This is a genomic window from Pseudomonas sp. MWU13-2517 (assembly GCF_023242545.1).
Classification (GTDB): domain Bacteria; phylum Pseudomonadota; class Gammaproteobacteria; order Pseudomonadales; family Pseudomonadaceae; genus Aquipseudomonas.
In genome coordinates this window covers 1-15,880 of sequence record NZ_JALMFA010000016.1, presented here as the reverse complement: position 1 = coordinate 15,880, position 15,880 = coordinate 1, and the positions used below count along the sequence as shown (strand labels likewise).

17 protein-coding genes are annotated in these 15,880 nt (G+C 61.6%); 7 read left to right on the top strand and 10 right to left on the bottom strand.

Translation table 11 applies throughout. The features are described from left to right. Positions 1 to 2 precede the first annotated feature (2 nt). Both M5B97_RS22100 and M5B97_RS22095 read left to right on the top strand, forming a co-directional pair. On the top strand, positions 3 to 797 hold the full coding sequence (locus M5B97_RS22100; RefSeq protein WP_248732651.1) for a glycosyltransferase: 795 nt from the start codon (positions 3 to 5) through the stop codon (positions 795 to 797). Between the two features lie 230 nt (positions 798 to 1,027). Beyond that, positions 1,028 to 1,696, top strand: coding sequence for a GNAT family N-acetyltransferase (locus tag M5B97_RS22095; RefSeq protein ID WP_248732650.1), 669 nt, complete (start codon positions 1,028 to 1,030; stop codon positions 1,694 to 1,696). Here the strand turns inward: M5B97_RS22095 and M5B97_RS22090 are convergent. Further along, positions 1,679 to 2,311 carry a TetR/AcrR family transcriptional regulator gene (locus M5B97_RS22090; RefSeq protein ID WP_248732649.1) on the bottom strand — a complete coding sequence of 211 codons (633 nt, stop codon included), beginning with the start codon at positions 2,309 to 2,311 and terminating at the stop codon, positions 1,679 to 1,681. The two genes, M5B97_RS22095 and M5B97_RS22090, sit on opposite strands and share 18 nt — an antisense overlap. An 83-nt stretch (positions 2,312 to 2,394) precedes the next feature. On the opposite strand from M5B97_RS22090, the gene M5B97_RS22085 reads away from it, so the two are divergent. Next, positions 2,395 to 2,994 carry an NAD(P)H-dependent oxidoreductase gene (locus M5B97_RS22085; protein WP_248732648.1) on the top strand — a complete coding sequence of 200 codons (600 nt, stop codon included), beginning with the start codon at positions 2,395 to 2,397 and terminating at the stop codon, positions 2,992 to 2,994. 1 nt (position 2,995) lies between these two features. Here M5B97_RS22085 and M5B97_RS22080 read toward each other — a convergent pair whose 3' ends face one another. Next, entirely contained in the window at positions 2,996 to 3,385 is a 390-nt protein-coding gene (locus tag M5B97_RS22080) for a hypothetical protein (protein ID WP_060757024.1), read from the bottom strand. 32 nt (positions 3,386 to 3,417) lie between these two features. Next, complete coding sequence (locus M5B97_RS22075) at positions 3,418 to 4,674, bottom strand: 3-phosphoshikimate 1-carboxyvinyltransferase (RefSeq protein WP_134660761.1); 1,257 nt, start codon at positions 4,672 to 4,674, stop codon at positions 3,418 to 3,420. Positions 4,675 to 5,032: 358 nt separating this feature from the next. Here M5B97_RS22075 and M5B97_RS22070 point away from each other — a divergent pair, with 358 nt between their 5' ends. Then, positions 5,033 to 5,662: a lytic polysaccharide monooxygenase auxiliary activity family 9 protein gene (locus M5B97_RS22070; protein ID WP_123718859.1), complete on the top strand. Its 630-nt coding sequence runs from the start codon at positions 5,033 to 5,035 to the stop codon at positions 5,660 to 5,662. Between the two features lie 6 nt (positions 5,663 to 5,668). Here the strand turns inward: M5B97_RS22070 and M5B97_RS22065 are convergent, their stop codons facing one another. Together M5B97_RS22065 and M5B97_RS22060 are read right to left on the bottom strand one after the other, a co-directional pair. Further along, positions 5,669 to 6,223: a UPF0149 family protein gene (locus M5B97_RS22065; protein WP_248732647.1), complete on the bottom strand. Its 555-nt coding sequence runs from the start codon at positions 6,221 to 6,223 to the stop codon at positions 5,669 to 5,671. Between the two features lie 63 nt (positions 6,224 to 6,286). After that, the gene (locus M5B97_RS22060) at positions 6,287 to 7,555 is read right to left on the bottom strand and encodes a chloride channel protein (RefSeq protein ID WP_248732646.1); all 1,269 of its coding nucleotides are present in this window, start codon (positions 7,553 to 7,555) and stop codon (positions 6,287 to 6,289) included. 192 nt (positions 7,556 to 7,747) lie between these two features. Here M5B97_RS22060 and M5B97_RS22055 point away from each other — a divergent pair, with 192 nt between their 5' ends. Together M5B97_RS22055 and nudC are read left to right on the top strand one after the other, a co-directional pair. Beyond that, positions 7,748 to 8,560, top strand: a complete 813-nt coding sequence (locus M5B97_RS22055; RefSeq protein ID WP_123718862.1) for a crotonase/enoyl-CoA hydratase family protein — start codon at positions 7,748 to 7,750, stop codon at positions 8,558 to 8,560. Between the two features lie 5 nt (positions 8,561 to 8,565). After that, on the top strand, positions 8,566 to 9,399 hold the full coding sequence (gene nudC / locus M5B97_RS22050) for an NAD(+) diphosphatase (RefSeq protein ID WP_248732645.1): 834 nt from the start codon (positions 8,566 to 8,568) through the stop codon (positions 9,397 to 9,399). On the opposite strand, the gene M5B97_RS22045 is transcribed toward nudC, so the two are convergent. The 3 genes from M5B97_RS22045 to M5B97_RS22035 form a co-directional block, all read right to left on the bottom strand. Continuing rightward, positions 9,367 to 10,146, bottom strand: a complete 780-nt coding sequence (locus M5B97_RS22045) for a TSUP family transporter (RefSeq protein ID WP_123718864.1) — start codon at positions 10,144 to 10,146, stop codon at positions 9,367 to 9,369. The two genes, nudC and M5B97_RS22045, sit on opposite strands and share 33 nt — an antisense overlap. A gap of 140 nt (positions 10,147 to 10,286) precedes the next feature. After that, complete coding sequence (gene pcsA, locus M5B97_RS22040; protein WP_123718865.1) at positions 10,287 to 11,003, bottom strand: phosphatidylcholine synthase; 717 nt, start codon at positions 11,001 to 11,003, stop codon at positions 10,287 to 10,289. A gap of 148 nt (positions 11,004 to 11,151) precedes the next feature. Continuing rightward, positions 11,152 to 12,066 carry a class I SAM-dependent methyltransferase gene (locus M5B97_RS22035; RefSeq protein WP_248732644.1) on the bottom strand — a complete coding sequence of 305 codons (915 nt, stop codon included), beginning with the start codon at positions 12,064 to 12,066 and terminating at the stop codon, positions 11,152 to 11,154. Between the two features lie 191 nt (positions 12,067 to 12,257). Here M5B97_RS22035 and mdeB point away from each other — a divergent pair, with 191 nt between their 5' ends. Continuing rightward, entirely contained in the window at positions 12,258 to 14,936 is a 2,679-nt protein-coding gene (mdeB, locus tag M5B97_RS22030; RefSeq protein ID WP_248732643.1) for an alpha-ketoglutarate dehydrogenase, read from the top strand. Positions 14,937 to 14,997: 61 nt separating this feature from the next. On the opposite strand, the gene M5B97_RS22025 is transcribed toward mdeB, so the two are convergent. Together M5B97_RS22025 and M5B97_RS22020 are read right to left on the bottom strand one after the other, a co-directional pair. Next, positions 14,998 to 15,486: a DUF1289 domain-containing protein gene (locus tag M5B97_RS22025; protein ID WP_123718868.1), complete on the bottom strand. Its 489-nt coding sequence runs from the start codon at positions 15,484 to 15,486 to the stop codon at positions 14,998 to 15,000. Between the two features lie 9 nt (positions 15,487 to 15,495). Further along, a partial coding sequence (locus M5B97_RS22020; RefSeq protein ID WP_177413714.1) for a ribonucleotide-diphosphate reductase subunit beta occupies positions 15,496 to 15,880 on the bottom strand: 385 nt, incomplete at its 5' end.

Here is a 15,880-nt window from a genome sequence, read left to right as displayed (position 1 = left end):
TTATGTCCGGTCCACTTACAACGACAGCCAACTACAGCATTGCGTTGGTTAACTACAAAACACTTGATCTGACCAAAACCTGTCTCACGCTTCTGCAGGAGGCTCTGCGCGGGGCAAGTGTTCCGGTGATTGTGGTGGATAACCAATCCGACGATGCAAGCAGCGAGTACTTGCGCACGCTCGACTGGATTCAATTGATCGAACGCAAGCACAGCGACCCCGAGGCGGGAAACATTGCCCATGGCCGGGCTCTGGATCTTGCTCTGGCGCGGGTTGAAACCGACTATTTGTTTCTGTTGCACACCGACACCTTCATCTATGACCCGGCAGTCTTTGCCATGATGATCGAGCAATGCAAGGGGCCGCGAGAAGTGGCCGCCGTCGGGTGCCTGGAGCAACTGGATCGAGGTATGGTTCGCTCGGCCTGGCGCCTGGCCTCACGTTTTTGCAAACACTACGCCCGACGGAGTCTATTGGCGCTCGGTGTGCAGGCGAGGGCGCCCAAGCCGTATCGAGAGGTTCACCTGAAGAGCTTTTGCACGCTTTGGAATGCGAAACTCATCAAGCAACACGGGTTTCACTTTCAAATGGACAGACGCAATCCGGGGTATGAACTGCAGGATCGAATGACTGCCCAGGGCTACCAGGTGCGTTTTATTTCACCGCGAAAGATGTTCCGTTATCTCGATCACATTCAAAGCGGCACTGTATCTGCGATGGGCGGTTATGCGCGCAATCACCGTAGGGTGCGGATGTACGAGCAGATTACCAAAGGCAATTCCCTGAGAGCCTGGTGAGTTTTGCCGTAGACGTGGCGTATTACGTTGCTTTGAATGCAACTGGAAAACCCTGCTCTTACAGGGTTCGCCAGTCTTTTCAGTGCATCCGAGAGATTACGTTGAGGGCGGCGCCGGCGTCTGCCCCCCAAGCGCTGACCCAGGCGCTGTTTCGCGACCGGCTGTTTGCTTGAGATGTGCCTGCAACAGGTACAATCGCCGCTGCCTTGACGCGAAACCCAGGAATTTGCATGTTCAGCCTTACCCGCTACACCACGCCGTGCCCCGAGCCCATCAATGGCCAGATCCTGCAGATGGTGGTGGACAACCTCACCGACATCAGCAGTGTCGCGCTGCCGCCGAGCAATTTGCTCTACAACATCTACCAGTACGCCATCGGTTTTGAGGTGCACCTGTACCTGGAAGCCCTGGATGGATCGAAGGGCATTGCAGTCGAATTGGTGGTGGCGATGGAGGCGGAACAGGTGATCGGTTTTTGCCTGTACCTGCCCGTGAAGGATGACCCGCAAGCCTGCGGTATTGCCTTCATGGCGGTGCAGGCAAGCTTTCGCCGCCAGGGCGTGGCGCGGGCGATGCTGCAGGAGGTACTGGCACGTTATCCCCACGCCGAACTGGCGTGCGCGGTCGAAAAGGTCTCGGCCTTCGAAGCCATGGGCTTTCAAGTGCGCGGCGCACGCGGTACGCAGGTGCTGATGAACACCCGCGACTATGGCACCGATGGCCTGATGGGCGTGCTGGACGTAGCGGCTATCTATCGCTCGTTGGAGGTGCGGCAGATACACACGTACCTGCTGCAAAAACATGGCAAGCGCGCCATGGTGGACGCCGAGAAACAGCGTGACCGTCATCTCGACCAACTGACACGCAAGGTGCAGTTGTTTCTACAGAACCGTGGTTGAACGCACGGCGCGCCCATTTGAACCGCGATTGACCATCGCCAGGATGGTTGCCAGCAGTTCCTGTTGCGCTTCTTCGCGGCTGATCTCGCCGCTGGCGGCCGCATGGGACAACGCCTCAGCGGCACCGAGCATGGCGCGCAAGCCGGCCTGGGTAACCTGGGCCCCCGGCGCATAAGGCGACAGCGCATCGCGGCATTTATCGAGGAAGATCGCCTCGTAGCGGCGTTTGAGGGTTTCCAACTCTGGCGAACTGCTCAGTGCTGCGATCACGCCCGGGATTTCCCGGCCTTGCAGCAGGACACAATCGACATAACACGCGGCGATCACCCAAGCCCGATCTTCCAGGGTCGCCGCGCTGGCTTCGATGGCCTCGGCAAATTGCTGATTCTGCCGCCGGTCAAAATCTTCATACAGTGCAGCCAACAACCCCGCACGCGTGACGAAATGGTCATACACCACCGGCTTGGTGACGCCCGCCAGTTCCGCCAGGCGGCCCAGGGTCAGGGCGTCGGTGCCTTCCGCGCGCACCAGTTGCCAGGCCACGTCGAGCAATTGGCGAAAGCGATCTTCACGGGATAAACGCCGACGTGGGGCAGGTGTTTCATGGCTTGACATGCTTATATACCAAACGTAACTTACTGAGGGTAACTTACTAAAAGTAGTTTAGGTTCAGCCTAAACTGAAAGGGAGATAATGTCATGCACGCTTTGATCGTTGTTGCTCATCACGACCCCAAATCCCTCACCCATAACCTGGCTGCGCAGGTCGCCGCGGGCCTTACCGCTGCGGGCCACAGCCATGAGTTCGCCGACCTCGCCGGCGAAGGCTTCGATCCGCGCTACACCGCCGCTGACCACCTTGTGCATCGCACCCGTGCCACCCCACCGGCCGACGTGCTCGCCGAGCAAGCGCGCATTGATCGCGCCGATGCGTTGGTGCTGGTGTTTCCGATTTATTGGTGGTCGTTGCCGGGCTTGCTCAAAGGCTGGGTGGACCGCGTGTTCGTCAACGGTTGGGCGATCGATTACGGCCCGGACCTGCCGGTGGTGAAAAAACTGCGCCATTTGCAGGTGTACCTGCTGGCGGTCGGCGCGGCGGATGAAAGCGCGTTTGAGCGGCACGGTTATGCCCAGGCCATGCGCACGCAAATCGACTACGGAATCTTTGATTACTGCGGGGCGCAGGTGGTGACGTCCGAGTTGTTGCTGGAATCGGAAAGCGGTACCGCCCAAACGCATTTGCAGACCGCGAAGGCAATCGGGCAGCGGGTGTTCCAGCACGAGCCGGTCGCCAGCTGATTCAGCCTTCGCGAAACAGGTCGTGGGCGTCCAGTAAGCGGTAGGCGATTTCCGGGCGTTTCTCCATACCGCGACGAATAGCCGCCGGGATGGCCTGCCGGGTTTTGCGACACATGCCGGGCAGCTCATCGATGACGATCTGAATCCCGCGCATGCTCTTGACCTCCGTATGCCCCGGTGCGATGTGCAGGCGGATACCCAATAGCTCATACATCCGCTGTTGCATGTGTTCCAGGTCTTGCAGGCTTTTGAGGTCTTCGAGGCGTTCGATCAGGCGTTTTTCTTCCTGGCGCGTCAAGTGCAGGATGCGCAAGTCGGCGCCGGGCACGTCCAGCAATTGTTCGCGATCGCAGACGCAAGCGCCGGGTGGGCAGGGTTGGCGAATTGTCATGTGCATGGCCTCCCCATTCCGACGCTGCCGGCTTAGTAGCTCAGCGCCACCCCGAGGCTACCCAGGGCGTTCCAGTATTCAGGATAGGTCTTGGCCACGCAGTCCGGGTCTTGGATGCGGATCCCCGAGACTTTCAGCCCGGCCAGGGCAAAGCACATGGCGATGCGGTGGTCGGCATGGGTGTCGATCAATGCGGTGCAGGCTGTGCCGGCCAGTGCGGGGTCGCTCGCCACCAACAGATCGTCGCCTTCGATGGTCGCAAGGCCCGGGCGGATTTCGTTGAGACCGTCGTGCAGGGCCTGCACGCGGTCGCATTCCTTCACGCGCAGGTTGGCCAGTTCCGTGAAGCGCACCGGCGTGTTGTTGAACGCGGCGAGCACCGCCAGGGTGGGGATCGCGTCCTGCATCTGCGAACCGATCACCTCGGCCTGCATGTTGGGGAACTGCGCGATCACGGCCTGGGCCTTGGCGTCCGGCTGGGTGAAGTCCTGCGCCGCCACGCCGATGTCTATGCGGCCACCGGTCAACACTTCAGCGGCCCACAAGTAGGTGGCGGCAGAGGCGTCGGGTTCGATCAGGTAATCATGGGCGGTATACCCGGTCGGGGCCACTCGCCAGGTGGTGTCGTCGACCACATCGACCTTCGCGCCGAAGGCCCGCATGCAGTCCAGGGTCAGGTCCACGTAGCCACGGGCGCCGATGTCCTTGCCGGTCAACGCCACCTCAATCGGCGCTTCGCCGCAGGCCGCGAGCATCAACAGGGCCGACACGTACTGGCTGGACAAACCGCCGTCGATTTCAAACCGCTGGGCTTGCACCTTGCCCACCCCGTGCACGGTCACCGGCGGGCAGCCGGTGGGGCTGTCGACGCGGATACCGTTCTGGCCAAGAGTATCCAGCAGCGGGCCGATCGGGCGTTTTTGCATATAGTCGTCGCCGGTCAGCACGACGGTGCCTTGCACGGTGGCCACGGCGGCGGTGAGAAAGCGCATGGCGGTGCCGGCATTGCCGAGGAACAGCGGTTGGGCAGGCAGTTGCAGTTTGCCCGCACTGGTGACGACGAACGTGGTGTCGTCCGGCTCATCGATGGTCACGCCCATCTGGCGCAGCGCCACCGACATGTGGCGGGTGTCATCGCTTTTCAGGGCACCGCTCAAACGGCTGGTGCCCTTGGCCAGGGCCGCCAGCAGCAGGGCGCGGTTGGTAATGGACTTGGAGCCGGGGGGCGCGACCTTGCCGTTCAGGGGGAAGTTGGGCGGTGTCACGGTCACGGTTTTCTGCGAACTCAAGGTACAAGGCTCCTGGTCAAGGCAAGGTGGCTGGCGCGGCCAACGGGCGGACCCGAATAATCGGGTATAGGCGCAGTGCTTGTCGAGCAGGGATCGCCGCCGACCGGCATTTTCCGCAGCGCGGGCGGCTCTTGGGTTGCTCTGACAACTACCGGCTCCAGGATAAGACCTGTAGGTGGATGACTCCTGGCAAGGTAGGCGTGCACCCAAATCCGGCGCAAGACAAACGCGTCTGCTCAATGGGACATGCATGACATGTAACTTTTCCTACGCTGCGGCTCGCTGGACAAGCGCGGGTGATGGGGTAAGTTCAGGTCACTCCCCATCCCGGGGAGTTTTCAATCAAGGAGTGACTGAAATGAACAAACCCCAGACTCAACTCAGGCATGGTCGCGTCGTGACCCCGACCAGCCGTGGCGCGGTCGCCGTGGAACGTGGGCTGCTGGGCAACTGGCAAGTCAACGAGATGGAAGGCGGCAAAAACTTTCCCGCACTCAACGCGGGGCCATTCCCAGCGCCTTATCAAACCGATGACCAGAGCGTCACGCCGCCTGCCGATGGGCATATCCTGAGCGGCGGCAAAACCGACGATCGCGACTGCGTCAACTTTACCGACGATGAGATGAGCAAGAAGCTCAATACGCCGTTCACCTGGCCGCTGTTGAATGTCGAGGCCGGCCAGGACTTCAAGGTGCAGTGGGAATACACCGCCCCCCACGTCACCCGCGGTTATCGCTGGCTCATCACTAAGGATGGCTGGGACCCGAAACTGCGCATCAGCCGCGCTCAGTTGGAGCCCACGCCATTCTTCGAGGATTTCTACACCCAGGTGCCGTACTACCAGCACGCCGCCGAACTCAAAGCCAAGGTCGAGCACCAGGTGAAGCTGCCCAAGGGCAAGAAGGGCAGGCACGTGGTGGTGCTGATGTGGATCGTGGCCAACACCGGCAATGCGTTCTACCAGGCGTTTGACCTGGACTTTAAATAAGCCTGCTTAACGCTTGGCCAACCAGTAATCATGTAGCGCCCGCGCAGCCGGTTCGATTTCGCTGACCCGCTGTTGATGGGCGCCTACATCCAGGTCTGCCGGCAATTCGAAGTTGTCCTGTTCGGCGCACCAGGAGATCTTTTCCAGCTCTGCGGCCTGGGCGGCCGGCAACTCCGGCCAGTTGCCGATGGCTGCACCACGGATATAGCCAAAGCACCATTCTTCAGCGAGCGTGACGACTTGGCCCTGATGTTCGGTGTCATCGAAACGCGCCTTGAACGCTTGTGTATCGGTCGCCAGTTGCGCCGCCAAGGTATTCATATGGCGCACGCACAGTTCCAGGAAGCGCTGGGCCTCATCCACGCTTTCCCAATCCGGGTTTTGCCCGCCCCAGATCGCCGGAAACCATTCGCCGACTTCCACCTGTGCGGGGCTGGAGACCAAGGCGGTGAAATAACCGTCGAGTTCGGCCAGGTTCAGCACCGAATGATCGTCACCGTACTTGAGCAGGATGTCTTCGATGAATTCGAAATCGGCAGGGGCGAGGGGTTGGGCGTGCATGGGGGCATATCCTTTATACGTCGAGCGCCGCTGAGGGGCGGCTTAAAGCGCGAAGGATGGCGCTTAGGCCGGCTTTTTTCCAGTGTTTTCCCAACGTTGGCACAGCTTGCTCACGCACACCGAGCCCACTACCGCCAGGATGATCGGCACCAGAAAGTCATGGTCGATACGGGTGAACTCCGCCACCAATACAATCGCGGTTATCGGCATGCTCATGCTGGCTGCCAGGAACGCCGCCGCGCCGATGATCGCAAAGGCACCCAGAGGTGCGCCGGGGAACACCAGGCCCCAGGCGCCACCGAGGATGATCGCCAGCAGTGCGCCATTGGCCAGGCCGGGCGTCAGCAGGCCCCCCTCGGCACCGGCACGCAGGGTGGCGACGGTGACCAGCACCTTGGCCGCCAGCAGCACGGCGGCAAGGCCGATGCTCAGTTCATTGTCGAAGCCTAATTGCGCCGGGCCTTTGCCATTGCCGAGGATCTGCGGCAGCAGCATGGCCAACCCGCCAATCAGCGTAAAGTTGATCAACGCCAGTACCGACAGATGCCACCCTCGTGCTGCGTTGGCCCTCGCGGCTCCGGTCAGGCGGGTGAATCCGTAAGCGGCCACGCCGAACACCGGCCCGCATACCACGGCCCAGGCGATCAGTGCCGGGCTCAGTACAAAATGCGGCACCACGTACTGCGATTCCGCGCCCAGCCCGATCCACGCCACCGCTGCGCCAATCGCCGAAGTAGCCAATGCAATCAGTGCCGCCGGCCAACTGAATGCACCCACCAGCACTTCCAGCACAAACACCGCGCCGCCCAATGGCACGTTGTACACCGCCGCCAGCCCGGCGCCCGCACCGCAGGCGACGAGCAGCCGGTGCATGTGCGGCTCAAGTCGTGCGCGCCGGGACAGCCATGTGGCCACCAGCGCACCCACCTCACGGGGCGCCACCTCACGACCCAGGGGCGAGCCGAGGGCCACGGTGATGATCTGCAAGAGGGCGTGGGCGAGGGTGGTCTTGGGCGGCATGGCCGGCATGCTTGCAGACACGGCCTGCTTGATGCTCACCAGCGGGCGGCCATAGCGATAGATCGTCCACCAGCCCAGCCCGGCGACCACACCGCACAGCACCAGCACCTGCAAACGGCGCTGGGGGGCGGCAGCGGTTACGCCCCACAAAAAGGTTTCATGGCTGGCCAGGCTGTCGAGGCTGTAGCCGTACGCCAGGTGTTGAATGCCGTGCAGCAGCAGCGCCAGGAGCATTCCGCCCAGGCCCGCGCCGATACCGGTCAGCACGACCACCAGGGTCAAAATCAGCGACGAGCGAAACGTGATCGGCATAGGTGGCTCCAGGCAAAGGCCCTGATGGTATAGCCGATAAGTCGGGCCTGCTGGATGAAATGTATCGGCGCTGCATGCACGGCGCGCCAGCCACATTCCATCACGCTTGCCCGTCCCGTTTTTGGCCGATGCGCCGTTGCACACCCTTGTTATAGTGCGAGCCTTACCACTCGCCAGTCAGGGATCACTGCCATGTCCGAATACCAAGCTTTCGTCGTCGAACTCACCGGCAACGTTGCCCATGTGCAGATCAATCGCCCGGAAAAGATCAACGCGATGAACGCGGCGTTCTGGACCGAAATCATCGACATCTTCCAATGGGTCGACGACACCGACGCCGTACGCGCGGTGGTACTCAGCGGTGCCGGCAAGCATTTCTCGTCCGGCATCGATTTGATGATGCTCGCGTCGGTGGCCAACGAGTTCGGCAAGGATGTCGGCCGCAACGCACGCCTGCTGCGGCGCAAGATCCTCGAACTGCAAGCCTCGTTCAATGCCGTCGACAACTGCCGTAAACCGGTGCTGGCGGCGATCCAGGGTTACTGTATCGGCGGTGCCATCGACCTGATCAGCGCCTGCGACATGCGCTATGCCGCCGAAGGGGCGCAGTTCTCCATCAAGGAAATCGATATCGGCATGGCCGCCGACGTCGGCACCCTGCAGCGCCTGCCGCGCATTATCGGCGACGGCATGCTGCGCGAGCTGGCCTATACCGGACGCCAGTTCGGTGCCGAGGAAGCGCGCAGCATTGGCCTGGTCAATCGCGTGTATGCCGATCAGGAAAGCCTGCTGGCCGGGGTGATGGAAATCGCCCATGAAATCGCCGCCAAGTCGCCGATTGCCGTGACCGGCACCAAGGCCATGATCAGCTACATGCGTGACCACACGGTCAATGATGGTCTGGAATACGTTGCCACCTGGAACTCGGCTATGTTGCAATCCAACGACCTGCGCGTGGCCATCGCGGCCCACATGAGTAAGCAGAAACCCGAATTCGTGGATTGACTGACATGACCCCAGGCTGGATTACCACAACCCTGCTCGACAACGACACTCCCGGCGGATGGGCCGTCGCCCGCAGCCGCGACGGTTTTCTGCATGACAGCAACGGCCCGCTGTTTCCCAGGGAGTGGCTCAAGCGCCAGGACCTGCCGGTGTTCGCCGAGCATGGCATCGGCCACCTCGATGGTGAGCCGGTGTACTTGTTGGAGCTCAATTCGCCCGCCCAAGTGCCCGGTTGCAGCTGGCAGGGACTGCGCGGCTTCATGCTGCAAGGCGATCACACCCTGTACAAAGTGTTGGGCTATGCCGCGCAGATCGGTACCTGGGCGCGGGAGCATCGGTTTTGCGGCAGTTGCGGCCAGGCCATGGTCCAGGTGCCACGGGAACGCGCGATGTATTGCCAGGTCTGCGACCTGCGCAGCTACCCACGGATATCCCCGAGCATGATCGTGCTGGTGACACGCGGCGATGAGATCCTGCTGGCGCGTTCGCCACGCTTCGTTACGGGCGTCTACAGCACCCTGGCCGGGTTTGCCGAGCCGGGCGAGTCGGCCGAGGACTGCCTGATCCGCGAAGTGCGCGAGGAGGTGCAGGTGGAGGTCAAGAACATCCAGTACATGGGCAGCCAATGCTGGCCGTTCCCTCACTCGATGATGCTGGGTTTCCATGCCGAATACGCCGGGGGCGATATCGTCCCCCAGGCCGACGAAATCGAAGACGCGCAGTGGTTCAACATCCATGAGCTGCCGCCGTTGCCGGCATCACGCTCGATTGCGCGCTACCTGATCGACCTCTACCTGGCGCGGCGTCTAGGCCACGCTGAACCAGTGCTGCCAGGCTAGGCGTACCGTCAGGCCGAGCACCACGGTGATAAACACCGGCCGAATGAATTTGGCGCCGCCGCTGATCGCGCTGCGTGCGCCAAAGAACGCGCCGCACATCACCGAAAGGCCCATGGCCAGGCCGACGATCCAGTCCACCGAACCATTGATGATGAACACCGTCAGCGCCGCCGCGTTGCTGACGAAGTTCATGCTGCGCGCCACGCCGCTGGCCTTCACCAGGTCGATCGGGTGCAGCAGCATGGTGCTCACGGTCCAGAACGCGCCAGTGCCGGGGCCGGCCACGCCGTCGTAGAAGCCCAGGCCGAAGCCCTGGGTGGCCTGCCATTTCTTCTTGATCGGCGCATCGGCATCCAGCGGTGCCTTGGGCGTGCCGCCGAACAGCAGATACACGCCACAGGCGAACACGATCACCGGGAGCATTTTGTTCAGGGTTTCGGCGGGCAGGTAGTGGGCGACTACCGCACCGGTCAACGCGCCGACCAGCGTACCGACGATGGCGTGTACCCACTGGCGCGGGTTAAACAGCTTGCGTCGGTAGAACGTAAAGCTCGCGGTGGCCGAGCCAAAGGTAGAACTGAGTTTGTTGGTGCCCAGCACCAGATGCGGCGGCATCCCGGCGGTGAGCAGGGCCGGTGTGGTGAGCAGCCCGCCGCCGCCGGCGATGGCGTCGATGAAGCCGGCGATAAAGGCCACGACGGCGAGAATGGCGAGGGTAGTGAGGTCAACGCTGAGTTCGAAGGGCATGGGCAGGGCTTATTATTGGCAGGGCGCTAAGCGAGAGGCGCCATCTTACCCGGCTGATGCACGCATATCCAAATGCAGGAGGGGCAGTGCACGTCGAATCGTCGCACCGCCCCTCACGTACTTCCAACCGCGCCCGCTGTTTACCGGCGGGTTTCGATCCATTCCAGCGCTGTGCGCCACACGCATATGCCCAGGAAATAAGCCGACATCAGTGACCACAACCCAAACGTCCACGGATTGGTGTTCGGATAGTCCACCACCATCAGGAAACTGCACAGCAACCAGATCGTGGTCACGGCGATATTGATCGGCATGAACCGCTTGACCCGGAACGGATGCAAGAACTTCATCGGCGTCACGGTCAGCAGCGCCAGGCCGATCACCGTCAACAAGGTGACCCAGGCGTCGGGCTGGATGATATACACGCACAACGCCACCACGTTCCACGCCGCGGGGAAGCCGACGAAGTAGTTGTCCTTGCTCTTCATGTTCACGTTGCAGAAGCAGAACAACGATGACACCAGGATGACCGACACCGTAAACAGATGGGTAAAGTCCGGCAGGTCGATGTAGCGGTAGATAAACAGTGCCGGAATAAACACGTACGTCAGGTAATCGATCACCAGGTCCAGCACCGAGCCGTCAAAGCTGGGCAAGACCGTGCTCACATTGACCCGTCGCGCGAGCGAACCATCGAGGCCATCGACCACCAGCGCCAGGCCCAGCCATAGCAGGCACGCTTTGGGGGAGTTTTCCAGCAATGCCAGGGTGGCCAGGAAGGCCAGTACCACACCGGTGGCGGTAAAGCCGTGGGCGCCCCAGGCTTTGAGTCTGGCTACATGCAGGGTCGATATCACGGGCGGTTCTCCAAAAGGTCAAACGGGGCAGCCGACAACATGGCGTCGTCGAATCTGGCCAGGAATGCAGGTATCGACCGGGAAGGGGGGGATAAGGTTCACCACCCCGGTATATCCCTTAGCGTAGCAAGCGTAGGACGTTTCGGCATCAGCCCTGACGGAACACCAGCGCCTTCAAACCGCTTTGCGGGTCGATATCCGGGAATTCCGGTGGGTTTTCCAGCCGTTCCACAAAGCGCAGGCCCGGCGCTTCGCGGGTCACGCCATCAATCAGGAAGTCTTCCCCGAACGCCGGGTCGTTCATGCACGCCAGCACCGTGCCTTGGGGCGTGAGCAAATCCGGCAGGCGGCGCAACACGCGCTGGTAGTCCTTGGTCAACAAAAAGCTGCCTTTCTGGAAGGACGGTGGGTCGATGATCACCAGGTCGTAGGGACCGCCGTGGATGACCTTGGCCCAGGATTTGAACAGGTCGTGGCCCAGAAACGTGACCTTGCTCAGGTCATGCCCATTCAGGCGATGGTTCTCGCGGCCACGGCTCAGGGCGCCACGGGCCATGTCCAGGTTCACCACGTGATCGGCGCCGCCTTCGATAGCGGCCACGGAAAACCCGCAGGTATAGGCAAACAGGTTGAGCACCCGCTGGCCCTTGGCCTGTTCGCGTACCCAGTTGCGACCGTAACGCATGTCGAGGAACAGCCCGCTGTTCTGTTTCTTACCCAGGTCGATCAGGTAGCGCAGGCCGCCTTCGGTAATCGTCAGTTCATCCACCGCGTCGCCCGCCAGCCATTCGGTGGTGCTTTGCGGCAGATAACGGTGTTGCAGGGCCACGGTGTAAGCACTCAGGTGCGTCTGCAGCCACTGTTTCAAGGCTTCCAGCGGGGCAGGCTCAGGCTCCTTGAACAGCGCCACCAGCACCACGCCTTGCAACCAGTCCACGGTCAATTGCTCCAGGCCCGGCCAGCAGCGGCCACGGCCGTGGAACAGGCGGCGGGTTTCAGCCGGCGGGTTGGCCAGGGCGGTGAGCAGGTGAGCGTACAGGGTGGCGAGTGCGTCAGGGGTCATCGTCGAGCGTCAGTCATTGAGCGGGCGGCATTTTAAACACAGTTGGGTGGTTTCGGGGGGCTGGAGCACAATGTGCTGGTAAAAAGCCGATTGGCAGTGATTCATGCTCAAACTGCTGCAGACAGCGCCTGATAACAGGCAAAAAATCCTCAGGTACCGACATAAACTGGAAAAAAAGCCCGGAGGTGCCCATGAACGGTTTCGTAAGTGCAGTCAATCACACGGCATTGGATCAGCAAGAGCTGGACGAATGGCGTGACGCCCTGGCTTCACTGGCGGCCCACGCCGGGCCAGCGCGGGCACGGCAGATCCTCGACCTGCTGGCCCGGGAGGGCAGTGCACCGCCTATCGACTGGAAGCCGCGCCACGGTACGCCGTATATCAACAGCATCAGCGTCGAGCAGCAGCCGGCCTTCCCCGGCGACCTGGCCACCGAAGATCGTCTTGCTTCGTGGGTGCGCTGGAATGCCCTGGCCATGGTGGTGCGCGCCAACCAGGCCTACGGTGAACTGGGTGGGCACATCGCCAGTTACGCCAGCGCCGCAGACTTGTTCGAGGTGGGCTTCAACCACTTTTTCCGTGCCCGCAACGACCATTTTGGCGGTGATCTGGTGTTCTACCAGCCGCATTCCGCGCCAGGCATCTATGCCCGGGCCTTCCTTGAAGGGCGCTTGAGCGAAAACGACCTGGCTCACTATCGCCAGGAAATCAGCGGCCCACAATCCGGCGCCCGTGGGCTTTCCAGCTATCCACACCCTTGGCTGATGCCCGACTTCTGGCAGTTCCCCACCGGCTCCATGGGCATTGGCCCCATCAGCTCGATTTTCCAGGCGCGCTTCATGCGCTACCTGCAACACCGCGGCCTGCAGGACACTACCGACCGCCACGTGTGGGGTGTGTTCGGTGACGGTGAAATGGACGAGCCGGAAAGCATGTCGGCCCTGACGTTGGCCGCTCGCGAGGGCCTCGACAACCTGACCTGGGTGGTCAACTGCAACCTGCAACGCCTGGACGGCCCGGTGCGCGGCAATGGGCGGATCATCGATGAGTTGGAGGCGTTGTTTGCCGGCGCCGGTTGGAACGTGATCAAGCTGGTATGGGGCTCGGACTGGGACGCCTTGTTCGCCAAAGACACCGACGGTTCGCTGGTCGACACCTTGTCGAACACTGTCGACGGCCAATTCCAGACCTTCGCCGCCAAAGATGGCGCCTACAACCGCGAACACTTTTTCGGCCAAAGCGCGGTCATGGCCAAACTGGTCGAAGGCATGAGCGATGAGCAGATCGACCGGCTCAAGCGTGGTGGCCACGACATGGTCAAGATCCACGCGGCCTACCACGCCGCGCGCCGGGTCAAAGGCAAGCCGACGGTGATCCTGGCCCAGACCAAAAAGGGCTTCGGCATGGGCGAGGCCGGGCAAGGCAAGATGACCACTCACCAACAGAAAAAGCTCGACCGGGAGGCGTTGATCGCCTTCCGTGACCGCTTTCGCCTGCCGTTGTCGGATGCGCAGACCGAGTCCTTGAATTTCTACAAACCGGGCGCCGACAGCCTGGAAATGCGCTACCTGCACCAGCGCCGCACGGCCCTGGGCGGTTATGTGCCGAGCCGTACGCAACAGGCTGCGCCGGTCAGCGTGCCGCCCGTCGTCGATTATGCCGGTTTCGCCACAGGCGCCGATGGCAAGGAAATGTCCACGACCATGGCCTTTGTGCGCATGCTCAGCAACCTGCTCAAGGATAAGACGCTCGGCCCGCGCATCGTGCCCATCGTGGCGGATGAGGCGCGTACGTTCGGCATGGCCAATCTGTTCAAACAAATCGGTATTTATTCCAGCGTTGGCCAGCGCTATGAGCCGGAAGACATCGGTTCGATCCTCAGCTACCGCGAAGCCACCGACGGGCAGATCCTCGAAGAAGGCATCAGCGAAGCCAGTGCCATCAGTTCCTGGGTCGCGGCGGCTACCAGCTATTCGGTGCATGGCCTGCGCATGCTGCCGTTCTACATTTATTACTCAATGTTCGGCTTCCAGCGGGTCGGCGACCTGATCTGGGCCGCTGCCGACCAGCGCGCACGTGGCTTCCTGCTGGGGGCCACCGCCGGGCGCACCACCCTGGGGGGCGAGGGCTTGCAGCATCAGGACGGCAGCAGTCACCTCACGGCCGCCACGGTGCCCAATTGTCGCGCCTATGATCCGGCATTTGCCGGCGAGTTTGCGGTGATCCTCGATCACGGCATGCGCCAGATGCTTGAGCACGATGTGGACGAGTTCTACTACGTGACCCTGATGAACGAAAGCTACCCCCAGCCAAGCCTGCCGGTTGGCGTGGAAACGGCGATTATCAAAGGCATGTATCGCCTGGAAGGCGCCGCCGATGCCCAGGTGCGCCTGCTCGGTTCCGGCGCGCTGCTGCGCGAGGTCCAGGCTGCAGCGCACTTGTTGGCGGACGATTGGCAGGTGGCCAGCGAGGTGTTCAGCGTGACCAGCTTCAGCGAGCTGGCACGGGACGCGCGGGAGGTGGAGCGCTGGAACCGCCTGCATCCGCAGGACATCAAGCGGGTCAGCCACCTGGCTGAATGCTTGCCCAAGGGCGCGCCGGTGATCGCCGTGTCCGACTATGTGCGGGCGGTACCGCAGATGGTGGGGTCGTATCTGGATTGCAGCTACACCGTGCTCGGCACCGACGGTTTCGGGCGCAGTGATACGCGGACGGCGTTGCGCGACTTCTTTGAGGTGGACCGCCATCACCTGGTGTTGGCGGCGCTGACGGCCTTGGTGGAGCAGGGGACTCTGGACGCGCAGGTGTGCCGGCAGGCTATCGAGCGGTACGGCTTGCAGGCGGAGCGGCATCCGTCCTGGACCGCGTGAACAACGAGGTCACAGGTGGGAGGGCGCAAGTCTCCTCCCACATGTGGCTTTATAAGGTTCGCTAGACAGTGGCGATCAGGGCCGGCCCAAAAGCTTCTTTCAGAAACCCCGGTGCGATGTAGCGTTCGTAATGCGCCTCGGAAAGCAGGAAAAACTCCCGGTCAATCGCATCCCGCAGGTCTGTGAGATTGCGCTCGCGAAACTCCGGCAACAACGCCAGGCCATACGCCTCCAACTTCGAAATCACCCGTGCGCCCCGGGCGATCAGCTGGTAGGCCCAGCAATACGGCGACTGGTGCGGTACGAAGCGGATCTTGCGGGTTTCCAGTTGCTGGCGCAGCAGGTGCGGGTCGAACACCTCCAGTTTGCTGGCCATCACCTGCACCAGCAACTGCTCCAGGCGCAGCCAGACGGCCTGCTTTTCGTCGGCGTTGTAGCCATTCCACTGGATCACTTCATGGTGATAACGCTTGCAGCCCCGGCAGACCAGATCCCCATAAACGGTGGAGCACAGGCCTACACAGGGTGTCTTGATGGTTTGATTGGGCATCCGTCTTGATCAATCCCAGCTCAACGCGCCGCCGGTCTGGTACTCGATCACACGGGTTTCGAAGAAGTTCTTCTCTTTCTTCAAGTCCATGATCTCGCTCATCCAAGGGAACGGGTTAGTCGTGCCTGGATACTCTTCCTTCAAGCCAATCTGCGACAGACGACGGTTAGCGATGAACTTGAGGTAGTCCTCCATCATCGCCGCATTCATGCCCAACACGCCGCGAGGCATGGTGTCGCGTGCGTATTCGATCTCCAGCTGAGTCCCTTGCAGGATCATCTGGGTCGCTTCTTCCTTCATCTCGGCATCCCACAGGTGTGGGTTTTCGATCTTGATCTGGTTGATCACGTCGATACCGAAGTTCAGGTGCATCGACTCATCGCGCAGGATGTAT

What these genes read in the sequence shown, in the direction of transcription:
- M5B97_RS22100 (WP_248732651.1), top strand. Translation starts at nt 3, where the DNA reads ATGTCCGGTCCACTTACAACGACAGCCAACTACAGCATTGCGTTGGTT.
- M5B97_RS22095 (WP_248732650.1), top strand. Translation starts at nt 1,028, where the DNA reads ATGTTCAGCCTTACCCGCTACACCACGCCGTGCCCCGAGCCCATCAAT.
- M5B97_RS22090 (WP_248732649.1), bottom strand. Translation starts at nt 2,311, where the DNA reads ATGTCAAGCCATGAAACACCTGCCCCACGTCGGCGTTTATCCCGTGAA.
- M5B97_RS22085 (WP_248732648.1), top strand. Translation starts at nt 2,395, where the DNA reads ATGCACGCTTTGATCGTTGTTGCTCATCACGACCCCAAATCCCTCACC.
- M5B97_RS22080 (WP_060757024.1), bottom strand. Translation starts at nt 3,385, where the DNA reads ATGACAATTCGCCAACCCTGCCCACCCGGCGCTTGCGTCTGCGATCGC.
- M5B97_RS22070 (WP_123718859.1), top strand. Translation starts at nt 5,033, where the DNA reads ATGAACAAACCCCAGACTCAACTCAGGCATGGTCGCGTCGTGACCCCG.
- M5B97_RS22065 (WP_248732647.1), bottom strand. Translation starts at nt 6,223, where the DNA reads ATGCACGCCCAACCCCTCGCCCCTGCCGATTTCGAATTCATCGAAGAC.
- M5B97_RS22060 (WP_248732646.1), bottom strand. Translation starts at nt 7,555, where the DNA reads ATGCCGATCACGTTTCGCTCGTCGCTGATTTTGACCCTGGTGGTCGTG.
- M5B97_RS22055 (WP_123718862.1), top strand. Translation starts at nt 7,748, where the DNA reads ATGTCCGAATACCAAGCTTTCGTCGTCGAACTCACCGGCAACGTTGCC.
- nudC (WP_248732645.1), top strand. Translation starts at nt 8,566, where the DNA reads ATGACCCCAGGCTGGATTACCACAACCCTGCTCGACAACGACACTCCC.
- M5B97_RS22045 (WP_123718864.1), bottom strand. Translation starts at nt 10,146, where the DNA reads ATGCCCTTCGAACTCAGCGTTGACCTCACTACCCTCGCCATTCTCGCC.
- M5B97_RS22035 (WP_248732644.1), bottom strand. Translation starts at nt 12,066, where the DNA reads ATGACCCCTGACGCACTCGCCACCCTGTACGCTCACCTGCTCACCGCC.
- mdeB (WP_248732643.1), top strand. Translation starts at nt 12,258, where the DNA reads ATGAACGGTTTCGTAAGTGCAGTCAATCACACGGCATTGGATCAGCAA.
- M5B97_RS22025 (WP_123718868.1), bottom strand. Translation starts at nt 15,486, where the DNA reads ATGCCCAATCAAACCATCAAGACACCCTGTGTAGGCCTGTGCTCCACC.